Source organism: Nesterenkonia massiliensis, from assembly GCF_000455245.1.
Classification (GTDB): Bacteria; Actinomycetota; Actinomycetes; order Actinomycetales; family Micrococcaceae; genus Nesterenkonia; species Nesterenkonia rhizosphaerae.
Map to the genome: position 1 here is coordinate 249,728 of NZ_HG005166.1, position 21,195 is coordinate 270,922.

18 protein-coding genes and 1 pseudogene are annotated in these 21,195 nt (G+C 63.4%); 10 read left to right on the forward strand and 9 right to left on the reverse strand.

What is annotated here, in order from left to right; genetic code table 11:
* Window positions 1-9 precede the first annotated feature (9 nt).
* Together TX78_RS04355 and TX78_RS04360 are read right to left on the reverse strand one after the other, a co-directional pair.
* A complete protein-coding gene (locus TX78_RS04355; RefSeq protein WP_044494011.1) occupies window positions 10-1,800 on the reverse strand; it encodes an acetyl/propionyl/methylcrotonyl-CoA carboxylase subunit alpha in 1,791 nt (596 codons plus the stop codon).
* Between the two features lie 97 nt (window positions 1,801-1,897).
* Window positions 1,898-2,656: a Maf family protein gene (locus TX78_RS04360; protein ID WP_044494013.1), complete on the reverse strand. Its 759-nt coding sequence runs from the start codon at window positions 2,654-2,656 to the stop codon at window positions 1,898-1,900.
* Between the two features lie 56 nt (window positions 2,657-2,712).
* Between TX78_RS04360 and TX78_RS13665 the strand changes: the two genes are divergently transcribed.
* Window positions 2,713-2,922: a hypothetical protein gene (locus TX78_RS13665; protein WP_158644295.1), complete on the forward strand. Its 210-nt coding sequence runs from the start codon at window positions 2,713-2,715 to the stop codon at window positions 2,920-2,922.
* A 193-nt stretch (window positions 2,923-3,115) separates the two neighbouring features.
* Here TX78_RS13665 and TX78_RS04370 read toward each other — a convergent pair whose 3' ends face one another.
* On the reverse strand, window positions 3,116-4,705 hold the full coding sequence (locus TX78_RS04370; RefSeq protein ID WP_044494015.1) for an acyl-CoA carboxylase subunit beta: 1,590 nt from the start codon (window positions 4,703-4,705) through the stop codon (window positions 3,116-3,118).
* Between the two features lie 207 nt (window positions 4,706-4,912).
* Here TX78_RS04370 and TX78_RS04375 point away from each other — a divergent pair, with 207 nt between their 5' ends.
* The 9 genes from TX78_RS04375 to TX78_RS04415 all read left to right on the forward strand — a co-directional run bounded on the left by TX78_RS04375 (window position 4,913) and on the right by TX78_RS04415 (window position 15,030).
* The gene (locus tag TX78_RS04375; protein ID WP_044494017.1) at window positions 4,913-5,797 is read left to right on the forward strand and encodes an SDR family oxidoreductase; all 885 of its coding nucleotides are present in this window, start codon (window positions 4,913-4,915) and stop codon (window positions 5,795-5,797) included.
* Window positions 5,798-6,730, forward strand: coding sequence for a biotin--[acetyl-CoA-carboxylase] ligase (locus tag TX78_RS04380; RefSeq protein ID WP_049897444.1), 933 nt, complete (start codon window positions 5,798-5,800; stop codon window positions 6,728-6,730).
* A gap of 111 nt (window positions 6,731-6,841) precedes the next feature.
* Complete coding sequence (locus tag TX78_RS04385) at window positions 6,842-7,432, forward strand: hypothetical protein (RefSeq protein WP_044494018.1); 591 nt, start codon at window positions 6,842-6,844, stop codon at window positions 7,430-7,432.
* Between the two features lie 331 nt (window positions 7,433-7,763).
* Window positions 7,764-8,882: an adenylate/guanylate cyclase domain-containing protein gene (locus tag TX78_RS04390; protein WP_081652591.1), complete on the forward strand. Its 1,119-nt coding sequence runs from the start codon at window positions 7,764-7,766 to the stop codon at window positions 8,880-8,882.
* A 64-nt stretch (window positions 8,883-8,946) separates the two neighbouring features.
* The gene (locus TX78_RS04395) at window positions 8,947-9,714 is read left to right on the forward strand and encodes a PP2C family protein-serine/threonine phosphatase (RefSeq protein WP_044494019.1); all 768 of its coding nucleotides are present in this window, start codon (window positions 8,947-8,949) and stop codon (window positions 9,712-9,714) included.
* Between the two features lie 68 nt (window positions 9,715-9,782).
* Window positions 9,783-10,079, forward strand: a complete 297-nt coding sequence (gatC, locus tag TX78_RS04400) for an Asp-tRNA(Asn)/Glu-tRNA(Gln) amidotransferase subunit GatC (RefSeq protein WP_044494020.1) — start codon at window positions 9,783-9,785, stop codon at window positions 10,077-10,079.
* A 3-nt stretch (window positions 10,080-10,082) separates the two neighbouring features.
* Window positions 10,083-11,606 (forward strand): Asp-tRNA(Asn)/Glu-tRNA(Gln) amidotransferase subunit GatA, encoded by a 1,524-nt coding sequence (gene gatA, locus TX78_RS04405; protein ID WP_044494022.1) that lies wholly within the window; start codon window positions 10,083-10,085, stop codon window positions 11,604-11,606.
* An 8-nt stretch (window positions 11,607-11,614) separates the two neighbouring features.
* The gene (gene gatB, locus TX78_RS04410) at window positions 11,615-13,120 is read left to right on the forward strand and encodes an Asp-tRNA(Asn)/Glu-tRNA(Gln) amidotransferase subunit GatB (RefSeq protein ID WP_044494414.1); all 1,506 of its coding nucleotides are present in this window, start codon (window positions 11,615-11,617) and stop codon (window positions 13,118-13,120) included.
* Window positions 13,121-13,392: 272 nt separating this feature from the next.
* Entirely contained in the window at window positions 13,393-15,030 is a 1,638-nt protein-coding gene (locus TX78_RS04415; protein ID WP_049897446.1) for an alanine/glycine:cation symporter family protein, read from the forward strand.
* A 78-nt stretch (window positions 15,031-15,108) separates the two neighbouring features.
* Here TX78_RS04415 and TX78_RS04420 read toward each other — a convergent pair whose 3' ends face one another.
* From TX78_RS04420 to TX78_RS13470, 6 genes and pseudogenes are all read right to left on the reverse strand, one after another.
* Window positions 15,109-16,056 (reverse strand): type IV toxin-antitoxin system AbiEi family antitoxin domain-containing protein, encoded by a 948-nt coding sequence (locus TX78_RS04420; RefSeq protein ID WP_044494024.1) that lies wholly within the window; start codon window positions 16,054-16,056, stop codon window positions 15,109-15,111.
* 176 nt (window positions 16,057-16,232) lie between these two features.
* Window positions 16,233-17,075 (reverse strand): inositol monophosphatase family protein, encoded by an 843-nt coding sequence (locus tag TX78_RS04425; protein ID WP_044494025.1) that lies wholly within the window; start codon window positions 17,073-17,075, stop codon window positions 16,233-16,235.
* Window positions 17,072-19,429 carry an NAD-dependent DNA ligase LigA gene (gene ligA, locus TX78_RS04430; RefSeq protein WP_081652562.1) on the reverse strand — a complete coding sequence of 786 codons (2,358 nt, stop codon included), beginning with the start codon at window positions 19,427-19,429 and terminating at the stop codon, window positions 17,072-17,074. The genes TX78_RS04425 and ligA overlap by 4 nt, the downstream gene beginning before the upstream one ends.
* A 70-nt stretch (window positions 19,430-19,499) precedes the next feature.
* Window positions 19,500-20,564 (reverse strand): baeRF2 domain-containing protein, encoded by a 1,065-nt coding sequence (locus TX78_RS04435; protein WP_044494027.1) that lies wholly within the window; start codon window positions 20,562-20,564, stop codon window positions 19,500-19,502.
* Window positions 20,565-20,689: 125 nt separating this feature from the next.
* The gene (locus TX78_RS04440; protein WP_147640412.1) at window positions 20,690-20,899 is read right to left on the reverse strand and encodes a hypothetical protein; all 210 of its coding nucleotides are present in this window, start codon (window positions 20,897-20,899) and stop codon (window positions 20,690-20,692) included.
* A gap of 44 nt (window positions 20,900-20,943) precedes the next feature.
* Window positions 20,944-21,195 (reverse strand): annotated as a pseudogene (locus TX78_RS13470) (protoporphyrinogen oxidase); the annotation flags it as partial.

A 21,195-nucleotide genomic window follows, 5' to 3' on the forward strand; every position in this document is an offset into this window, starting at 1 on the left:
AGCCCCAGCTCAGCCTTCAATGGTGGCCAGCGCTTCGCCAGCCTTCACGCCAGTGCCGGGCTCTACCTTCAGTCCCTTGATCTTTCCGGCCTTATGCGCGGTGATGGGCTGCTCCATCTTCATTGCCTCCAGGACCACCACCAGGTCACCCTCGGCCACGGTCTGCCCGTTCTTGGCTGCCACCTTCACCACGGTGCCCTGCATAGGAGAGGTCAGGGAATCGCCAGAAGCCGCAGCTGCCGCCGTCGTGCGCTTCTTGCGGCGCTTCTTCTGACCTGTGCTTGGGTTGGCGAGAGTGCCGGCTGCCAGCGAAGCGGGAACGGTGACAGTCAGCCGTTTGCCGTTGACCTCCACCACCACTTCTTCACGCGCTGCGGCTTCGGGTCCTGCCGGGTGGGCCGTCAGTGCGTTATACGGCGGAATGTCGTTGCTGAATTCAGTTTCGATCCACCGGGTGTGCACGGAGAACTCCGGTGTCTTCGGACCCGTGCTGGTGAGCTCCGGGGCGAAGGCAGGATCCTCCACCACCTTCTGGTGGAAGGGCAGCACGGTGGGCATTCCCTCCACGCGCATCTCAGCCAGTGCACGCTTAGCGCGCTGCAGCGCTTCACGGCGGTCGGCGCCGGTGACAATCAGCTTGGCAACCATTGAATCGAAGGCACCGGAGATGGTCTCCCCGGCACGCACACCGGAATCGACACGCACACCCGGCCCAGTCGGCAGGTCAAAACGCTCAAGGGTGCCAGGCGCTGGCATGAAGTTCCGGCCGGCGTCCTCGCCGTTGATGCGGAACTCGAAACTGTGGCCGCGCAGCTCGGGATCGTCATAGCCGAGCTTCTCACCGCGGGCAATGCGGAACTGCTCCCGGACCAGATCGATGCCGGTGACCTCCTCGGTGACCGGGTGCTCCACCTGCAGTCGGGTGTTGACCTCCAGGAAGCTGATAGTGCCGTCCTGGCCGATGAGGAACTCACAGGTGCCCGCGCCGGTGTAGCCGGCCTCCTTCAGGATGGCCTTCGACGCCCGGTACAGCTGACGGACCTGCGCGCGGCTCAGATAGGGGGCCGGGGCCTCCTCTACGAGCTTCTGGTTACGCCGCTGCAGTGAGCAGTCACGGGTGGAGACCACGACGACGTTGCCGTGTGCGTCTGCCAGGCACTGGGTTTCCACGTGGCGTGGACGGTCCAGGAACTTCTCGATGAAGCACTCTCCGCGGCCGAAGGCGGCAGTGGCTTCTCGCACCGCGGATTCGTAGAGCTCCACGATCTCGTCATACTCACGCACTACTTTGATGCCGCGTCCACCGCCGCCATAGGCCGCCTTGATAGCCAGGGGCAGGCCCTGCTTCTCAGCGAATCTCAGGACTTCTTTGGCGTCCTTGACTGGCTGTTTCGTGCCCGGGGCCAGAGGAGCGCCCACCTTCTCGGCCAGCTGGCGGGCGGAGACCTTATCTCCGAGGGTCTCAATGGCCGCCGGGCTGGGGCCGATCCACACCAGGCCAGCGTCGATGACCGCGCGAGCGAAGTCCGCATTCTCAGAGAGGAACCCGTAGCCGGGGTGCACAGCGTCTGCGCCGGTGGCTGCGGCGGCTTCCAGCAGCTTATCGATGACCAGGTAGCTCTCAGCGGCGGTCTGCCCACCCAAGGCGAAGGCCTCATCGGCCAGTCCCACATGGACGGCGTCGCGGTCGGGTTCGGCGTACACGGCCACCGTGCGCAGGCCCTCATCCCTGGCGGCGCGGATCACGCGTACAGCGATCTCACCGCGGTTGGCGATCAGCACCTTTGAAAACTCGGTCATCTCTTCTCTCCTTCGCGTTCGGTGGCGCAGTCTGACGGTTTTTCTTTGCGAAGCGGGGCGCAGATACCGTCAAACTGCGCCACCGAACAAAGCGGTTCTAGGCTTGGCTGCCTTCTGGTGCGGCTCGATAGGTACTGAGGTCATGGCCCAGCCGCTGCAGGAGCCGACCCAAGGCAGCGGGGGAGACCCCGATGACAGCGTCGCGGTCGCCGTCGACTCTCTCAATGAACTCCGCAGCCCCGCCCTCCAGCGTGAAAGCTCCCGCGCAGTGCAGGGGCTCACCGGATTCGCAATAGCTGCGGATCTGCTCATCAGTGGGAGTGCCGAAATGCACGATGGAGGAGACGGTCTCTGCGGCTGCTTCCAGATTGCGAGTGGAGTCTGGCACTGAGCCGAGTATCGCCTCCATCCCGCCACTCATCCACCGGCCCAGCTTCTTGGCCGGGCGTTCAGTGGATTCGACCAGCCAATGCCCGGTGTGCAGGACTCCGGCCTTGCCGCGCATCTGCTGCCAGCGTTCCACGGCGATATCCACCTCATAGGGCTTCCCATAAGCGGTGCCGTCCAGCTCGAAGACCGAATCACAGCCGAGCACCAGGGCACCACGGGCCTGCGGGCGGGAAGCGACATCCTCCGCCTTGGCCTGGGCCAGCAGCTGAGCCTCCTCCGCGGGAGTCAGTGGCCCGGAGACTTCCTCGGCCTGCTCCACGAGCATCCGCTCGTCAACCTCGGAAACCACCACCTCGAACTGGATGCCGGCCTGAGTCAGGATCTCACGGCGACTGGGTGAAGCCGAGGCCAATATCAGCCGCGGGGTGCTGCTGGACCGCGGGCCACGATGACGCTGCCGACTCATCGCAGACCTCCCGCGGCCAGTCTCCAGGAGCTGCCACCGGGGCGCCCCCAGAGACCATGATGATCCTGGGCCAGGCGGCGGTGCCGCTGCAAGGTTCGATCGGAGGGACCAGCGGCTCCGGCGTCGTCATCAGCGCGGGCCGTCTGGGCGGCACGAAGCTGTGTGATCACAGCAACGACGGCGGCGGTCTCCTCCGCTGTCAGCTCAGTGCCGACAATGTCAAGGACAGCGGCATCAGCGTCGACCTGTTCTGGGCTTTCGGATAAGGCTGTGCCGGTGGCGGTCCTCACAACCGACTCGGCCGTCCGCGCGGCGGTATCAAACAGCGCACTCACAGCGGAATGTTCCCGTGCTCGGTGCTGGTTCCGCCGGCGCGTGCACGCCGCGCTCGGCTCTCGGCCGCGTAGCCGCGGCCATCACGCCTGAAGACGTTAACAACGTAGTACTTAGTCATCGGTCTCACAGTGGAATGTTCCCGTGCTTCTTGGCGGGCAGAGCCTCGCGCTTGTGGTGGGTGGCGCGCAGGGCCTGAGTGATATGCCAGCGCGTCTCCGCCGGCTCGATCACTGCGTCGATATAACCCAGCTCGGCAGCCTGATATGGGTTCAGCAGGGCTGCCTCATAATCAGCGATCAGCTCTGCGCGGCGGGCCTCGACGTCGCCACCGTCCTTCTCCACCGCCGCCAGATCCCGCCGGTAGAGGATGTTCACTGCTCCCTGAGCGCCCATGACCCCGATCTGAGCGGTGGGCCAGGCCAGGTTCACATCGGCACCCAGCTTCTTCGAGCCCATCACAATGTAGGCGCCGCCGAAGGCCTTACGCGTAATCACCGTGACCTTCGGGACGGTGGCTTCAGCGTAGGCGTAGAGCAGCTTGGCCCCGCGTCGAATGATGCCGCCGAACTCCTGGTCAGTGCCGGGCAGGAACCCGGGGACATCCACCAGAGTCAGGATGGGGATATTGAAGGCATCGCAGAAGCGTACGAACCGAGCAGCCTTCTCGGAAGCCGAAATATCCAGCGTCCCGGCGAACTGGCTGGGCTGGTTGGCCACCACGCCCACGCTGCGGCCTTCAACCCGGCCGAAGCCGATGATGATGTTCGGAGCGTAGAGGGACTGCAGCTCCAGAAAATGCCCGTCATCGAGAAGCTGCTCGATGAGCACCTTCATGTCATAGGGAGCCGAAGCTGAGTCCGGGATCAGCTGATTGAGCGCCTCATCCTCGAGCTCGATCTTCGGGCGAGCCTCAGCCGGCTCCACCGGGGCTTCGGCAAGGTTGTTCAGCGGCAGGAACTCCAAGAGCTCCTTGGCAAACTCAATGGCATCCTCTTCATCTGATGCCATATAGCTGGCGGTACCGGTGGTGGTGGAGTGCGAGCGTGCACCACCGAGGGTCTCCATATCCACATCCTCACCGGTCACGGACTTGATCACATCCGGTCCGGTGATGAACATGTGCGAGGTCTTATCCACCATGATGATGAAGTCGGTCAGCGCCGGAGAATACGCAGCACCGCCGGCTGAAGGACCCATGATCAGGGTGATCTGCGGGATTACGCCGGAAGAGTGGACGTTATTGCGGAAGATATCAGCGAACATGGCAAGCGAGGCCACGCCCTCCTGAATGCGCGCGCCACCGCCGTCGTTGATGCCAATCACTGGGCAGCCGTTGCGTGCGGCGAACTCCTGGACCTTGACGATCTTCTCGCCGTTGACCGCCGAGAGCGAACCGCCAAAAACAGTGAAGTCCTGGGAGTACACCGCCACCAGCCGGCCGTCGACGGTGCCATAGCCGGAGACCAGCCCGTCACCGAGCAGTTTTTTCTTCTCCATCCCGAAGGCATGGGTGCGGTGAACCGCCAGAGCGTCGAACTCCACGAACGAGTCCTCATCCAGAAGCATCTCGATACGTTCGCGGGCGGTGTGCTTTCCGCGGTTGTGCTGCTTCTCTACGGCGGCTTCCCCAGCCGGGGCCAGGGTCTCATCACGACGACGCCGGAACTCGGCGAGCTTGCCAGCGGTGGTGGTCATGTCAGCGTCTGAGCTCATAGGTTCTTCAGCGGCACTTTCTCGCGTGGACGTCATCGGACACGGTGAAGTCGCCAGATTCTCACGATTCTGGAGGAACTCCACAAACTGAGCGTCAGTCTAATGAGGCTTCATCGCAGATAGGATGTAGAAATCCTACAAGGAGCACAACTGCGAGCGTGAAGACCTCCCCTTACTGACCAGTAGCGTGCGCATAGAGTAGGGGCTATGACGCAGACCACTTCACCACAGAGTCATTCAGCCTCAGAAGCAACGCTGTCAGGACGGACCGTGCTGATCTCCGGAGGCAGCCGCGGTATTGGCCATTCCATCGCCGTGAGGCTCGCCCGTGCCGGTGCCAATCTGGTGCTGCTGGCCAAAACTGACACCCCGCACCCGAAGCTGGAAGGCACCGTCCATACAGCTGTGGCAGACGTCGAGGCCGCCGGAGGGCAGGGACTGGCGGTGGTGGGGGATATTCGCCACGACGAAGATGTCGAAACCGCCGTGACCGCAGCTGTGGAACGTTTCGGCGGAATCGACGTCGTCATCAATAATGCTTCCGCCATTGATCTGCGGCCCACTGAGGCACTGGATATGAAGCGTTATGACCTGATGCAGGACATCAACGCCAGGGGCAGTTTCGCGCTCTCCAAGGCGGCCATCCCGCATCTGCGAACCAGCGCATCCCAAGAGGGCTGGACTCCGAGGATCCTGACTCTGTCCCCACCGCTGAACCTGGACCCGAAATGGTTTGGCCGGCACCTGGGCTACACCATGAGCAAGTATGCGATGTCCATGACTACTCTCGGGCTGGCCGCGGAGCTTGGGCCTGAGGGGATCACCGTGAACTCGCTGTGGCCGGCCACCCTCATTGAAACGGCAGCCATCGCGAACCTTCCGGGCGGGGAGAAGATGCTGGCTGGGAGCCGCAAGCCCCAGATCATGGCCGATGCTGCATATGCGCTGATCAGCGGCAGTGCGGACTTTGGTGGGGAGCTCTCCAGTCCATTCCTGACCGATGAGCAGGTGCTTGCCGCTGCAGGTATCACCGATCTCAGCTCCTATGCGGTGACCCCGGGTACCGAGCTGGTTCCGGATATCTTCCTATAGATGACTCATTACCTGGCACCCTTGGACGCGCACCGGCTGAACCAGCAGCTGGTGCGCCCCGGCCTGGTCTCGCGTCTGGTCCGGCACGAATCCGCCACTTCCACCAACGCTGAGCTGGTGGCCGCCGCGCAGGCGCCGGACTTCGCTGCGCACTGGCCGCATTTCGCTGTGCTCACCACAGAAGAACAGACCGACGGGCGCGGCAGACTGGGTCGCAGCTGGGCCTCGCCCAAGGGTGCTTCGCTGTCCACCTCCGTGGTCCTGCGCAGCACTCTTCCACGGCAGCAGTGGCATTGGTTGACCATGCTGGCTGGGCGGGCATTGGTGCGAACACTGCGGGAGCTCGGACTGGATGCGGAACTGAAATGGCCCAATGATGTCCACGTCCAGGGACGCAAGATCGCCGGGTTACTGGCAGTAGTGCCTCCCGGGGACCCCCAGGTACTAGTGCTGGGAGCCGGTATCAATGTGCTCCTGACCCAGGAGGAACTGCCGACGACGACGGCGACCTCGGTACTGCTGGAACTGCAGCGGGCCTGGATGCCGGCTCCCGATCTGGGCACCTCGCACGGGGTGGCCGAAGCTGCCACCCTGCGCACCCAGGTGCTCTGCAGCTGGCTTCAGCACACCCACGATCTCTACTCACAGGCGCACAGTGCTGGAGACATTGCAGCAGTGCGGGAGGCCATTGTCGAAGCCATCAGCACTGTGGGGCAGCAGGTGCGCCTCGAGCTTCCCGACGGTACCGGGGTTCGCGGCACCGCGGTTGGGATCCAGCAGGACGGCGCATTGGTGGTTGAGGTGACCAGCCGCCGTCGCAGTGTCCTGGATCCGGAAGCCGGGGGAGGCGATGAGCAGCTGTGGGAGCAGGTGCCCGCCAGTGTGGAGGAATTCACTGCTGGAGATGTCGTTCACCTTCGTCCGCTTCAATGACTGGACCCATGATGCGCTCACCAGGCCTGCAGACCAGGCGAGCGCAGCCTGGCGAGGTTTCAGTAGACTAGAAAGCTGAGCCCGAGAATCTGACCCGGGAGGTGCCGGCTCGTGCTGTTGAAGCTGGTTGACGGTGAGCAAGTGGTGGTGCGTACGCGCGCCCATCATCGGGCCCTGCTGCCTGCGGTGATCAACCTATTGGTGACCATCGGGCTGATGAGTTTCCTGCTCGGTTATGTCTCACGCCCCACCCAGCCGGCCTTTATTGAGCACTACCGCCACATCCTGGTTTTCCTGATCTGGGCGGCGGGTCTGATCTCCCTGGCCTTCGGGTCGCTTAAACCAGCGCTGGTGTGGCTGAACCGCTTCACCTACCTGACCACAGAACGCGTGGTGCAGAAGAACCTGATCGGGGCTGCACAGGCCACTGTGGTGCCGCTGGCGCTGCTCTCTCAGGCGGAACTGCGCATCTCGAGTATGCAGGGTATGTCAGGGGCGGGGGACCTGCTGCTCATTCACGGCGCCTATGGCCAGCACCAGCGAACCAGATTGAAGGACATGCCTGACGCTGAACGGTTCAACACGCTTATTGCTGAGCAGCTGACCGAGTATCGACGCCGGGCTGCCCGTGCTGCCTACGCTGCTGGCCCGCAGCCCTATGCCGCGCCCGGGGATGTGTATGGATCCGCGTTCGGACGCTGAGCCGGGGCTTGGGTCCGGGCCCGATCAAGCCGCCGAGCAGTCGGACCAGGCGGAGAGCACCGATGACAAGCGTCGCGGAAGTGAGGCCTGGGAGCGAGCCCGCCGTCGCGGCTTCGGGGGAATCGGTGACTATATGGCCGATGAGACCCAGGAGATCCCCCGCCCCGGTGACGAGGGCGGTTACACCCCTGAGGAACTCGCCGCGGCTCGCTCTGACTGGACAGACTTTCCTTCCATCGCCTCCGGGACAGTCGCGCGCGCAGACACCTTGCCGGCCGCGCCGCCGCAGGCCACTGAAGAGGCCCAGGCCTTCGCTGCCGGGCACCCAGGGATGGAGCTGGACTCCGCTTCGGCCGAGCGTCACCCGCATACTGCGGCGATTCCGGTTCCGACGATGGAGCAGCGCGAATGGCACCGGAACATCCGGCAGCTGGAGCGCCGGCTCTTGGGTGCTGAGCGCACCCTTACGTACCGCGAGATGGCCTCCCGCATGGGGGTGTCCACGCATTCAGCCCGCAAACTCTGGCGTGCCCTGGGATTTCCCAACCTGGAGGACGATGTCACTGCCTTCACCGAGGCAGATGCGCAGGCGCTGACCACCATGGTTGGTCTGGTGCGTGAGGGCTACCTGAATGAGGAGACGGCAATCTCGCTGACCCGCTCGGTGGGACAAATGACTGACCGCATGGTGGTCTGGCAGATCGAGGCCCTGGTGGAGGACAAAATCACCAATGAGGGGTACGACGACGCCGAGGCCCGCCGTCACGTGGTGGAATCACTGCCGCAGCTCATTGAACCGCTGCAGCAGCTGATGGGTTACGCCTGGCGGCGTCAGCTCTCCGCGGCCCTGCAGCGACTCACCGTCCGTGTGGAGTCCGGGCTGGCCGCGGTCAGCCGTGGGCGCGATGCGGGGGGCTCCGATGCGCCGCTGCCCCTGGCCCGAGCAGTGGGCTTCGCCGATCTGGTCTCCTATACCTCGCTCTCGCGCCAGATGAGCGAGCGCACCTTGGCGCAGATGGTGCAGCGTTTCGAGTCCAAATGTGCGGAGATCATCTCCATCGGTGGCGGCCGGCTGGTCAAGACCGTAGGAGATGAGGTGCTCTACAACGCCGAAACCCCTGAGGCCGGTGCGGAGATTGCGCTGGCACTTGCTGAGACCATTGCGGCAGATGACGTGCTGCCGCAGGCCAGGGTTTCTGTGGTGTGGGGCCGAGTGCTCTCCCGGATGGGTGATATCTACGGGCCCACAGTGAACCTGGCGGCGCGGCTGACGTCGCTGGCTGATCCGGGCACCATCCTGGTGGATGCTGATACAGCTGCGGCCCTGGAACGCAGTGAGGACTACCTGCTGGTGCCCCAGCCGCCGCGGATTGTGCGCGGCTTCGGAGAAGTCGCCCCCAGCATGCTGCTACGGGCCAGCGGCACCGGGATTGTGCTGGATCAAAGCTGATCTGCTGACTCCGCCCAACGTCGTCAAGATCACGTTTCCATATCATCCGTGCAAAGATGGTGACGTGGTCTCCAGCGCGCATACTCCCGATTCGCCGGACGAACCGTATGTCGATTACGGATACGGTTCGCATGTAGGCCTGCGCCGCCAGCTCAATGAAGACTCTTACGTCGTCACTGACACGCTGTTCGCAGTAGCTGACGGGATGGGCGGTCATGAGGCTGGCGAGGTCGCCTCCTCGCTTGCCGTTCAGGCGCTGGCCGAAGGCTGGGAGGCCGCCGGCGGGCAGGTCACCGAGCGGGAGATCCAGCATTACCTCGATGACGCCGACCGACGCATCCGGGAAGCCACAGACTCCAAAGCCGGCACCACGCTCTCTGGGGCCGTGGTGATCCCTGCCCCCACCGGGGAGGGGCAGGGCCAGTGGCAGTGGCTGGTCTTCAACATCGGAGATTCGCGCACCTACCTGCTCCATGACGGCGCACTCATCCGGCTGACCCGGGACCACTCCCAGGTGCAGGAACTCTTTGACTCCGGCATGATCACCGCCGAAGAGATCCACACCCACCCCAATCGCAATGTCATCACCCGCGCCCTGGGTGCCGGTGAGGTATGGGCAGCGGACTACTTCACCGCCACCATCACCCCTGGTCAGCGCCTGTTGATCTGTTCAGATGGACTCACCGGCGAACTGACTGATGATGAGATCGCGGCAATCCTCAATGCCGGGCGTAACGCCCAGGAGACCGTGGACTGGTTGATTCACCAGTCCCTGCGCGCCGGGGGCCGCGATAATGTCACCGTCGTTCTAGTGGACGTCAAGGGCGACTGAGCCCCCGGGCGTTCAGCCCGCACTAGACTGAGTCCTTGAGAACCCCACCCCCTACCCAAGGGAGCTGCATGTCTGAGATCTCGCGCGCCGACGTCGAGCATCTTGCCAAACTGGCCCATATTGCCATGACCGAGGCTGAGCTGGAGAAGATGGCCGGCGAGCTGGCCGTCATCGTCGATTCAGTGAAAACCGTCCAGGGAGCAGCCGGCGACGACGTCCCGGCCACCAGCCACCCGCTGCCGCTGATCAATGTCTTCCGTGAAGACGTAGTCGGCGAGGTCTTCACCTCCGAGCAGTCGCTGAGCAATGCCCCCGACGCCGAAGACGGACGCTTCAAAGTCCCGGCAATCCTGGATGAGGAGTAAGAGATGACGACGACGCCCCATAGCCTCATTCGCCTGAGCGCGGCAGAGATGGCCGCGAAACTGCGTGCCGGTGAGATCACCTCGGTGGAGCTCACCCAGGCGCATCTGGATCGCATCACTGAGGTCGACGGCCAGATCAACGCGTTCTTGCATGTCTCCGCTGAAGAAGCGCTGGCTACTGCCGCTGAGGTGGATGCCATCCGCGCAGCCGGTGGCGAGGAGGCTGAGAATCTGCACCCGCTGGCTGGTGTGCCGATCGCCATCAAGGACCTGATCGTCACCAAGGGTCAGCCCACTACGGCAGGCTCCAAGATGCTGCAGGGCTGGATGAGCCCCTACGACGCCACGGTGATCACCAAGATCCGTGCCGCGAGACTGCCGATCCTGGGCAAGACCAACCTGGATGAGTTCGCGATGGGCTCATCCACTGAGCACTCGGCCTACGGTCCTACCCGCAACCCATGGGACACCTCGCGTATCCCTGGTGGTTCCGGTGGCGGTTCCGCTGCAGCTGTGGCCGCCTTTGAGGCTCCGCTGGCGCTGGGTACTGATACCGGTGGTTCCATCCGCCAGCCCGGCGCGGTCACCGGCACTGTGGGAACCAAGCCCACATACGGTTCGGTCTCGCGCTACGGTGCGATCGCCATGGCCTCCTCGCTGGATCAGATCGGCCCGGTGACGCGCACCGTGGAGGACGCTGCGCTGCTGCACGAGCTGATCGCCGGCCACGATCCCAAGGACTCCACCTCCTTGAACGAACCCGTGCCCGCCTTTGCGCAGGCTGCCGTGGATACCGATGTCGCCGGTCTGCGGATCGGTGTTATCAAGCAGCTTCAGGGCGAGGGCTATCAGTCCGGTGTGCTTGAGCGTTTTAACGAGTCGCTCCAGAAGCTGCGCCAGGCCGGAGCAGAGATCGTGGAGGTGGACTGCCCCAGCTTTGACTACGCGCTGGGCGCCTACTACCTGATCATGCCCTCTGAGGCCTCCTCGAACCTGGCGAAGTTCGACGGCGTGCGCTACGGCACCCGTGTGGTGCCTGGGGATGGCCCGCTCACCATTGAGCGAGTCATGGGTGCCACTCGTGCTGCAGGATTCGGTGAAGAGGTCAAGCGCCGCATCATCCTGGGCACATACGCACTCTCGGCAGGCTACTACGACGCCTACTACGGCTCGGCTCAGAAGATCCGCACCCTGATTCAGCGGGACTTCGACGCAGCGTTCGAGAAAGCCGATGTGCTGATCTCCCCGACGGCGCCCACCGTGGCGTTCCCGCTGGGCGAGAAGCTTGATGACCCGCTGGCCATGTATCTCAATGACGTGGCAACCATCCCGGCGAACCTGGCAGGTGTTCCCGGCATCTCGGTGCCGGGTGGCCTCTCAGAGGGGCTGCCGGTGGGCATCCAGTTCCTCGCCCCGATCCGCGAGGACGCCCGCATCTACCGTGCAGGTGCGGCACTGGAGAAGCTGCTGCAGGAGGACGCCGAGCCGCTGTGGGCTCGCATCCCGGACTTGGAGGGAGCCAAGTGAACCAGACACTGAGTGAACCCGCACCGCTGAGCTTTGACGAGGCGCTGGAGCGCTTCGAGCCGGTCATGGGCTTTGAGGTCCACGTGGAGCTGAACACCAAGACCAAGATGTTCTCCTCGGCGCCGAATGCCTTTGGTGATGAGCCCAACACCAATGTCAACGAGGTGGACCTGGGTCTGCCCGGCACCTTGCCGGTGGTCAATAAGACTGCCGTGGAGTACGCCATCAAGCTGGGCCTGGCGCTGAACTGCTCCATTGCGGAGACCTGCCGCTTCGCTCGCAAGCAGTACTTCTACCCGGATACCCCGAAGAACTGGCAGACCTCCCAGTACGACGAGCCCATCGCCTTCGATGGCTACCTGGATGTGGAGCTCGACGACGGCGAGATCTTCCGCGTGGAGATCGAGCGGGCGCATATGGAAGAGGACGCCGGCAAACTGACCCACGCCGGTGGTTCCGGGCGTATTCAGGGTGCGGACTACTCGCTGGTGGATTACAACCGTGCGGGTGTGCCGCTCATTGAGATCGTCACCAAACCCATTACTGGTGCCGGCGAGCGCGCCCCGGAGATCGCCCGGGCCTATGTGACCGCAATCCGCGACATCGTGAAGGCTCTGGGCATCTCCGATGCCCGTATGGAGCGCGGCAATGTCCGTTGCGATGCCAATGTCTCCCTCATGGAGAAGGGGGCCGGGAAGTTCGGTACCCGCTCGGAGACGAAGAACGTCAACTCCCTGCGTGCAGTGGAGCACGCTGTGCACTATGAGATCCGCCGACACGCGGGCATTCTGGCCGCTGGTGGTTCCATCGTGCAGGAGACCCGGCACTGGAAGGAGGACACCCGCACCACGTCCTCCGGGCGGCCGAAATCCGATGCTGATGACTACCGGTACTTCCCGGAGCCGGACCTGCTGCCGATCGTCACCGATCAGGAGTGGATCGAGCGGCTGCGCGCTGAGCTGCCGGAGCCGCCGGCGGAGCGCCGTCGTCGTCTGCGTGAGGCTTGGGGCTACTCGGATAAGGAATTCCGCGATGTGCTCGCGGCGGGTCTGATGGACCAGATCGAGGAGACTGTCGCCTCGGGCGCTTCACCGGCAGTGGCTCGCAAGTGGTGGATGGGCGAGATCTCCCGGGTGGCCAATGCCCGTGAGGTGGAGCCGGCCGCACTCGGCGTGGAGCCGGCGACCATCGTGGAGCTGAACAAGCTGATCGAGGAGGGTCGGATCAATGACAAGATCGCCCGCCAGGTACTGGAGCACCACCTCGACGGCGAGGGCGCTCCGAGCAAGATTGTTGCTGACCGCGGCCTTGAAGTGGTCTCCGACGACGGCGCGCTGACTGCCGCAGTGGAGAAGGCCATGGCAGAGAACCCGGATGTGGTGGAGAAGGTCGCTGCGGGCAAACTTAAGGCCATCGGGGCTCTCATCGGACCGGTGATGAAAGAAACTCGCGGCCAGGCGGATGCCGGTAAGGTCCGCGAGATTGTGCTGAACAAACTCGGTATCGAGGGCTGACCCCACCTCCAGTCGCCAGCTGACTAAGCGCCCGTCCCTTCCCTGACCAGGGGAAAGGGCGGGCGCTTTGCTGTCTTTGAACGCAAGTCCATGTTGTGGATGCTCTAGCGCAATTTTCCGGATTCTGGAAACATGACTGTTACATTTTCATTGCGTGGCGCAAAGAGATCGAAACAGGCTAGGCGTAGATTATTGCGCAATCGGGGTCTACCCCGGCTGCAATGAGTATGCAATTACTCGCATCGGAACATCCACACGAGGGGATGAACAACATGAGTCCACTGGGACTGTTAGCTGCTGCGGAGGCCGAAGAAGAGGTCTCCGGTATTCAGCAGTTCGCTGACACTATCGATGAAGCCTTCGGTGAAGCCACCGGCTTCTTCGTGAACCTGATCTTCGGTACACAGGTCACCATTCCGCTGGGTAGCCCCTTCCCGGAGGACTCAGTTCTCTGGGATGGTTCCCTGGTGGTGCTGTGGGCGATCGTGGCCGCCATCGGCTTCACCATTTACTTCAAGGCCGTGCAGTTCCGCGGCTTCAAGGTCGCCCTTGAGGTGGTCCGCGGCAAGTGGTCCCGCAAGGATGATCCCGGTGAGGTCAATCACTTCCAGGCACTGACCGCGGCGGTTTCCGGCACGGTGGGCCTGGGCAATATTGCAGGTGTGGCAGCAGCTGTCTCGCTTGGCGGTCCCGGCGCAACCTTCTGGATGATCCTGGCGGGCCTCTTCGGCATGTGCACCAAGTTCGTCGAATGTACTCTGGGCGTTCGCTACCGCGAGATCGACCCGGTGACCGGCGAGGTCCACGGTGGCCCCTTCAAGTATCTGCCGGTGGCTTTCCGTCGTCTTGGGCGTATCCCGGTGGCGATCATCACCGGTGTCTTCGCAATTTCTGTGATGCTCTTCGGCATCATCGGCGGTGGCATGTTCCAAGCCAACTCGGCCTTCTCCGGCCTCCAGGACGCAGTGGCCACCGTGGTTGGCAACGAGGATACCTTCCTGCACTCCGAGGTGGGTTCCCTGGTCTTCGGCATCATCTTTGCTGGTCTGGTCGGGCTGGTGATCATCGGCGGCATCAAGTCCATCGGCCGCGTGACCGGTGCTCTGGTGCCGGCCATGGCGATCATCTACGTGGTGTCCTGCTTGATCGTGATCATCGCCAACATCGGAAATATCGGTCCGGCCTTCAGCGCGATCATCGTGGGCGCATTCTCCCCTGAGGGTGTGGCCGGTGGTGTGATCGGTGTCATCATCATCGGTGTCCAGCGCGCAGCCTTCTCCAACGAGGCCGGCATCGGTTCGGCTCCGATCGCTCACTCCGCGGTGAAGACCCGCCGCCCGGTTTCTGAAGGCTTCGTGGCAGCACTGGAGCCCTTCATCGATACTGTGGTCATCTGCACGATGACTGCTCTGGTCATCATCTTCGCCTGGGAGCCCACCTGGAATGAAGCAGTCGAGACTCATTCCGCAGCTCCGATCGGCCTGACCTTCGGCGCCTTTGACCAGTTCTTCAGCGGCTTCTCTGTGATCCTGGCGATCGCTGTGTTCCTGTTCGCCTTCTCCACGCTGATTACCTGGAGCTACTACGGCATCCAGGCCTGGCGGTATCTGTTCGGCCAGTCCCAGACCTCTGACACTATCTTCCGTGTCATTGTCCTGGTGTTCATCGTGATCGGCTGCCTGGTCTCCTTCGGCAACATCATTGACTTTGCCGACTCGGCACTGTTCTTGTGCATCTTCATCAACGTCATCGGCCTGGTTGTTCTGGCTCCGGTGGTGAAGAAGGAGATGGAGCAGTACTTCGCAGATCGCAAGGCTGGTCGTCTGATGGATGACCCGGAGTACATCGAAGGTCCCGAGGACATGGTGACCGTCTCGAAGTCCCAGGTAAAGGACACCGCAGAGGTCTAAACCAGAACCTACTGATGAACCGAGCTGGAACCTGCCGAATAGCGGAAAATCCGCGCTATTTGGCAGGTTCCAGCTCTATTAGGACCGCTCGATTGCACCGCGGTCAGCGAGCAGCTGCACCAGCCGAAGAATCACTGGGCCGAAGTTCTGGCGAAGGTCAACGCGGTTGACCATAATGACGGTCCACCCAGCTGCTTCAAAGGCGGCGTTGCGCCGCTGATCCGCCGCCTGCTGCTCGGGGGTGAAGTGGTGGACGCCCTCATACTGCAGGGCAATCTTCACCTCGGGATAGCCGAGGTCTGCGGTATACCGGCAGCCCGGCCAGGCCGGTACCTGTAGGGCCGGCTCGGGAAGCCCCATATCAATAATTGCTAATCGCAGCTGGGTCTCCGGTGCGGAATCGGCACCTACCCGGATAAGCCTCAGTGCGTCCTTCGCCGCCGGGACACCTGGCGTGTGGGGATGGGCGCTGACGAAATCCCGTAGCGCATTGATGCTGGTCCAGGGAAGTCCCCGGGGCTCATAGGCCTTCTTGGGGATCCGGACTAATTGGTCCCCGGCAGTGATAAGGGCCGGTACGGGAATAATGACCGCCAGTTCTAGGAACGTCCTCTCAGGGGAGGAGACCTTGATTCCATCCAGGTCGATGACTTCAGTGTCGCCGACTTTCATAGGCCGGTGCACGACGACGTTGGGCAGTTTCGCTAGCGACGTGCTGTACAAAGCGCTGATATGAATCGGCGAAGGTCCCACCAGCTTTCTCTCGCCGGTGGGGAGGCGATAGAGACCGGCCGCGGTGGTATGCGAATACCAGGTACCGGGAACCATCCGCTGGAATGACCGGAGCCGGTCAGTGTCCTCCTCGGGGGAGAGGACCGGGGCCTGCAGACACCGATACACTCCGCGACTGAGGCGCTCAACGTCTGGGGCCATCAGTCGGCGGTCAGAGATCCCTAAAGCGCGGGCTTCCTGGCGGGTGAAGGTCTTGCCGAGCAGTGGGGGCGGTAACGGGCGGCGAATGCGCATAGCTACAGCCAATAAGAAAAAGCAGCAGTTCCTTGGTTGGAAGACCGACGTTGTGGAGACTGAGCGGGTTACCGTGAAAGTGGCCGAACCGGGGAAAACTCCCCTCCCGGCCGTTGACCGGGCTGAAACCTGCCGAATGGCGGCAATATCTCACTATTCGGCAGGTTTCAGCCCTATCAGAGGCCGGTGGGGGTGGGCTGGAGCTGGCTGTGCTCCATGCCCAGGTGACCCACCACGCACCAGTCGGGGGCCTCTGCGCTATTGGCGGCCGCCGGGCGGCGCACTGGGACACCAGCTTCCTCAGCGATCACCGCAGCTGCCGCCCAATCGTGCTCCCAAATGCCGTACTCCGCGTAGGCATCCAGGGTGCCATCGGCCACCATGCAAATATCCAGTGCCGCGGCACCGAGTCGGCGAAGATTGCCGAAGCCGGTCAGCATATCTGCCACAGTGGCGGTCTGCTGCTCGCGGCGGGCCGGGTCATAGCCGAAGCCGGTGGCCAGCAGTCCCGCGTGCGGATCCCCGCTGGGCCCGACCAGCCGCACCGGCTCATTGGTTCCGCGCGAGGTGAAGGATCCGTTGCCCTTCACGCCCCACCAGATGCGGTTCAGCGCCGGGGCATTGACCACGCCCACCAGCCACGTGCCGTCAGGACCCTGCAGTCCAACGGAGGTGCCGTAATAGGCGATACCCCGCACGAAGTTGGTGGTGCCATCCAACGGATCGATGGACCATCGGTAGCCGCTGGGATTATCCACCTCGGTGGTGCCGTATTCCTCGCCAGAGATGGTGTCCTGAGGCCGACGGCGGCTGATTGCTTGGCGCACGGCCTCCTCCGCCCTGCGATCGAAGTCAGTGACCAGGTCGGATTCTGATGATTTGGTCTTCACTCCGGACTGGTCTTCGGTCAGCCCTGTGCCGGTGGGAGCAACCTCGTCACGTTCTGCCAGTACGGCAGCGCCCGCGGCAGCGGCCTCCTGGGCGATCTCCAGCAGTTCAGTGATTCGTGCGTCAGTCATTGTGATACTCCCTCAGGCCCTTTTTCCAGCAGTGCAACGAACTCGTCCTCATCCAGTACCGGCACACCCAGCGTCTCAGCCTTGGTGAGTTTGGAACCGGCATTCTCACCGGCCACCACATAATCGGTCTTCTTCGAGACTGAGCCGGAGGCCCGACCGCCGCGACTGATGATGGCTTCTTTGGATTCATCCCGGGAGAAGTTCTCCAAAGAGCCGGTGACCACAACGGTCAGCCCCTCCAGGGTGCGGGGGGTGGACTCATCCACCTCGTCTTCCATCCGCACTCCGGCCGCAGCCCAGCTCTCCAGAATCTGACAGTGCCAGTCCACGCTGAACCATTCGCGGATGGAGGCGGCAATCGTGGGGCCTACACCGTCGATCCCCGCCAGCTCCTCCTCGCTGGCCGCCCGAATCTTCTGCATCGATCCATAGGCGCTGGCCAGCGCGCGTGAGGCGGTGGGGCCCACGTGTCGGATGGACAGGGCCACCAGCACCCGCCACAGGGGTTGCTCTTTGGCTTTCTCCAGCTCGGAGAACAGCTTGACCGTGTTCTCGCGCGGCTTGGAGGCTTCCTTCAGCTCACCTTTGACGTACTGCGGTTTGGTCCAGAAATACAGCACGGGGGCGAATCGGCCAGTGCCTTCGAACTTGCCGGTCTCGGGGCTCTTCTCCAGTACCTCACGCCACCGGTACACGCCTTTGAGGTCTTCAGGGGTTATGTCGAACAGCGAGGCCTCATTGCGCAGCACCGGTTTCTGCGCCAGCGGCTGGCCCTCGTCGTCGTACTCCACCGTAGCCCCGGATTCTGCAGTCTTGTCCACGTCGATGAGTTCCTTGGGTGGGCGCACCTCTTCCGGGTCCGGATTGGTCAGCGCGAGTCCGGCTTCTTCACCCAGGGCCTCGATGTCCAATGCCCCGCGCGAACCGACATGGATGACTCGTTCGGCCAGCTGGGCCGGGCAAGTCTGGGCATTGGGGCAGCGGTAATCGACGTCGCCCTCTTTGGCCGGTGCCAGCTCGGCACCGCAGGCCGGGCAATGACTGGGGAACACGAACTCTTTCAGCTTGCCGGGCTCTTTCTCACGCTTCTCCCGTTCGGCAAGTACCGGCCCCAGTACCTCAGGGATCACGTCCCCGGCTTTGCGGACCAGCACGCGGTCGCCGATCATCAGGTTCTTCAGCTTCACCACGTCCTGGTTGTGCAGGGTGGCTTTGGAGACCTCGGAGCCGGCCACCTTCACCGGCTCCAGAACCGCAAACGGTGTGACGCGGCCGGTGCGGCCCACCTGCACGCGGATGTCCAGGAGTTCGGTGGATTTCTCCTCCGGCGGGTACTTATAGGCCGCAGCCCAGCGCGGTACCCGGGAGGTATGTCCCAGGGCTCGCTGCAGGTCAAAGCTGTCCACCTTGATGACCACGCCGTCGATCTCGTGGACCAGGCTGTGCCGGTTCTTCAGATGCTCATCGAGATAGTCCTCGATCTGCTCGTAGCTTTCCAGCAGCTGGGTATAGGGGCTCACCGGCAGGCCCCAGGCCGCCAGCTGGTCGTAGACCTCGTGCTGGGAAGTCAGGGTGATGCCCTCCCGGGCGCCGATGCCGTGCACGAACATGGACAGCGGGCGCTCAGCGGTTTTGGCGGGATCCTTCTGTCGCAGGGAGCCGGCGGCGGCATTGCGCGGATTGGCCAACGGTGCCTTGCCCTGTGCGGTCAGCTGCTCGTTGAAGGCGTGAAAGTCGGCGGTGGGCATGAAGATCTCCCCACGGACTTCCAGCTCCGCCGGATGATTCTCTCCGCTGAGCTGCTGCGGAATATCCCCGATGGTGAGCACATTGTGTGTCACGTCTTCACCGGTGATGCCGTCGCCGCGGGTCGCAGCTCGCACCAGTTTGCCCTCGCGGTAGAGCAGGTTGATGGCCAGACCGTCGATCTTCACCTCAGCGAGCCATTTCACCCCCTGCGAGACGGCCTCGGGCCGCAGTTGAGTCAGGCTCGTCAGCGCGCGGTCGTACCAGGTGCGCAGCTCGCTGCGGGAGAACAGATCTTCCAGTGAGTAGAGCCGCTGTATGTGTTTGACCGGGGAAAACGCCTCCGAGACCTCGCCGCCTACCTCCTGGGTGGGGGAGTCAGCGGTGACCAGCTCGGGATGCTCAGCTTCGATCTGCTGGAGGCGCTCGTAGAGTTCGTCGAACTCCGCATCCGAGATCAGCGGCCGGGCCTCCTGGTAGTAGGCGATCCGGTGTTTGCGGACCTCTTCTACCAGCTGCGCGTACTCTTCACGCAGGTCACGGCCAGGTGTGGCGTCCTCGTTTTGGCCGGTTGCCGGCGCTGTTTCCTCAGGCACTGTTTCGCTCACTGCTCCAGTCTAGTAGCGGCCGCTGATGTGGAACCTGAGCGGAGTCAGGGTGAGCACGTGCCGCAGGGGCCTAAGGGTTGACGTCCATCTGGTCCACGGGGGCCTCGTAGCGCAGAATGGCCGCGGCATGATCGGTGATGCTGGTGCCCACCAGGGCGACCGCGGCATCCACGCTCGCGGCAGCGTACAGCAGCTGCTCTTCGTCGTCTGCCTGCTGGTCATAGCGCAGCAGCAGGGTATCGATGGCACCGAGCTGGGCGGCCCGGCGGATATCTTCTGCGCCTTCCACAGTGAGGTTGCCGGCCTTGGACTCCTGATAACGATCTGTCTGTGCCCGGGCTTTCTCGATGGTCAGTGTTCGGGCCAGGGCCTCCAGATCCTCCTGGAGGGCGCGCTCGCCACCTTCATCAGCGGATCCGGAGGGGATGCCTCCGCCGGATTCCACCTCCCGGGCGATGCTCTGCAAGTCAGCAGGCAACTGTTCATGCAGCAGCTTCCGGCCCTGAGTCTCTCCGGCGAGCACCAGCACGTCTGGTTTCCAGGACTTGGCGGCCTTGGTCACGGAGGCGACGACGTCGCGGATATTCTGCTTGGCGGCTTCATCCGCAGTGTTCTGGATCTGCCGGTGTGAGAGCGCATTGCCGCGCGGTTTGTGCACAGATTCCACGGCGCTACCTTCCACAGAACTCTCCGGTCCGGTCTCATGGACTTCCGAGGAGGTCATGACCACCCGGCGCAGCACAGCGCCTTCCTGATCAGCGATGGCCACCAGCATCCGCAGTGACCGCGCACGTTCCCGGATGTAGTTTCCCAGCTGGGGCAGCGGGCCGACGACGGCGAGATCGCCCGCTCCGTGGGCGGCGTCGAAGTTTTCCTCCAGCAGCAGTCCCTCCCGGTTGGCCACCAGGACACGGCCTTCGGACTGCACTGCCTGGGCTTTGCCCGCAGAGAGCGCTTGGTCTAGGGCGTCAATGGCTTGATCGTCGGCTCCGGCGTCGGCGAGTTGGCTGCGCAGCTGGTCCCAGCGCAGCCGGACCTGCTGTTCGGCGTCGGCACCGGCTTCACCGGCTTGGAGGTACACGGTGGCGAAGGGCCCCTCGGCGTCATAGATGTGACGTAGATCGGCGAGCTGCATGGTGGATCACCTTCCTTTGAAGGATCGGGTTGCTGTTGGCTCGTCCAACACCCATCACGCTAAAAACCGCAGGTCACCGCTACCAGGAAGAAAGCTGAAGAGTTCCTTAACAGTTCAAGGGTGGATCAGTTCTCCAGCATCCGGGCGGCCACAGCGCGGGCATCCGGGATGACCCGGGCCAGCCCGGTGCCGGCGAACCAGGAGCCAGCAGTCCATATCTTGGTGCCCGCTTCGCCCTGAGGTAACTGGCGCTGCTGGCTGAGCGCCTGCCGGAGTTGTTGAACCCGCTGCAGATGCCCAGCGGAGGCAGCTGGCAGGGCCCGCTCCCAGCGCACCACGTCTGCATCAAGGATCTGCTCCGGACCAAGGGGGACGCCGGTCAGCCGGGGGAGTCCGCTGCCGCGGCTGCCAGCAGCTGCTCGTCGCTGGACTGGAAGCCCAGTGTGGGCGAATCAGGGGTGTCGGTGATGCGGCCGTAGGAGAGGCGCACCAGGTGATGCCCGGGCCCGAGCACGGCGGTCAGAGCGTCGGCGGCCCATGCCCATTTGGCGGAGGCATGGGTCATGGCCTTCGCGCCGAACTCCGTCACCGAGGGGACCACCAGCATCCCGGTACCGCGCGGGTGCGCATC

Coding starts and splice junctions, on each gene's coding strand:
- TX78_RS04355 (WP_044494011.1), bottom strand. CDS start 1,800: ATGACCGAGTTTTCAAAGGTGCTGATCGCCAACCGCGGTGAGATCGCT.
- TX78_RS04360 (WP_044494013.1), bottom strand. CDS start 2,656: ATGAGTCGGCAGCGTCATCGTGGCCCGCGGTCCAGCAGCACCCCGCGG.
- TX78_RS13665 (WP_158644295.1), top strand. CDS start 2,713: ATGATGATCCTGGGCCAGGCGGCGGTGCCGCTGCAAGGTTCGATCGGA.
- TX78_RS04370 (WP_044494015.1), bottom strand. CDS start 4,705: ATGAGCTCAGACGCTGACATGACCACCACCGCTGGCAAGCTCGCCGAG.
- TX78_RS04375 (WP_044494017.1), top strand. CDS start 4,913: ATGACGCAGACCACTTCACCACAGAGTCATTCAGCCTCAGAAGCAACG.
- TX78_RS04380 (WP_049897444.1), top strand. CDS start 5,798: ATGACTCATTACCTGGCACCCTTGGACGCGCACCGGCTGAACCAGCAG.
- TX78_RS04390 (WP_081652591.1), top strand. CDS start 7,764: ATGGAGCTGGACTCCGCTTCGGCCGAGCGTCACCCGCATACTGCGGCG.
- gatC (WP_044494020.1), top strand. CDS start 9,783: ATGTCTGAGATCTCGCGCGCCGACGTCGAGCATCTTGCCAAACTGGCC.
- gatA (WP_044494022.1), top strand. CDS start 10,083: ATGACGACGACGCCCCATAGCCTCATTCGCCTGAGCGCGGCAGAGATG.
- TX78_RS04415 (WP_049897446.1), top strand. CDS start 13,393: ATGAGTCCACTGGGACTGTTAGCTGCTGCGGAGGCCGAAGAAGAGGTC.
- TX78_RS04420 (WP_044494024.1), bottom strand. CDS start 16,056: ATGCGCATTCGCCGCCCGTTACCGCCCCCACTGCTCGGCAAGACCTTC.
- TX78_RS04425 (WP_044494025.1), bottom strand. CDS start 17,075: ATGACTGACGCACGAATCACTGAACTGCTGGAGATCGCCCAGGAGGCC.
- TX78_RS04435 (WP_044494027.1), bottom strand. CDS start 20,564: ATGCAGCTCGCCGATCTACGTCACATCTATGACGCCGAGGGGCCCTTC.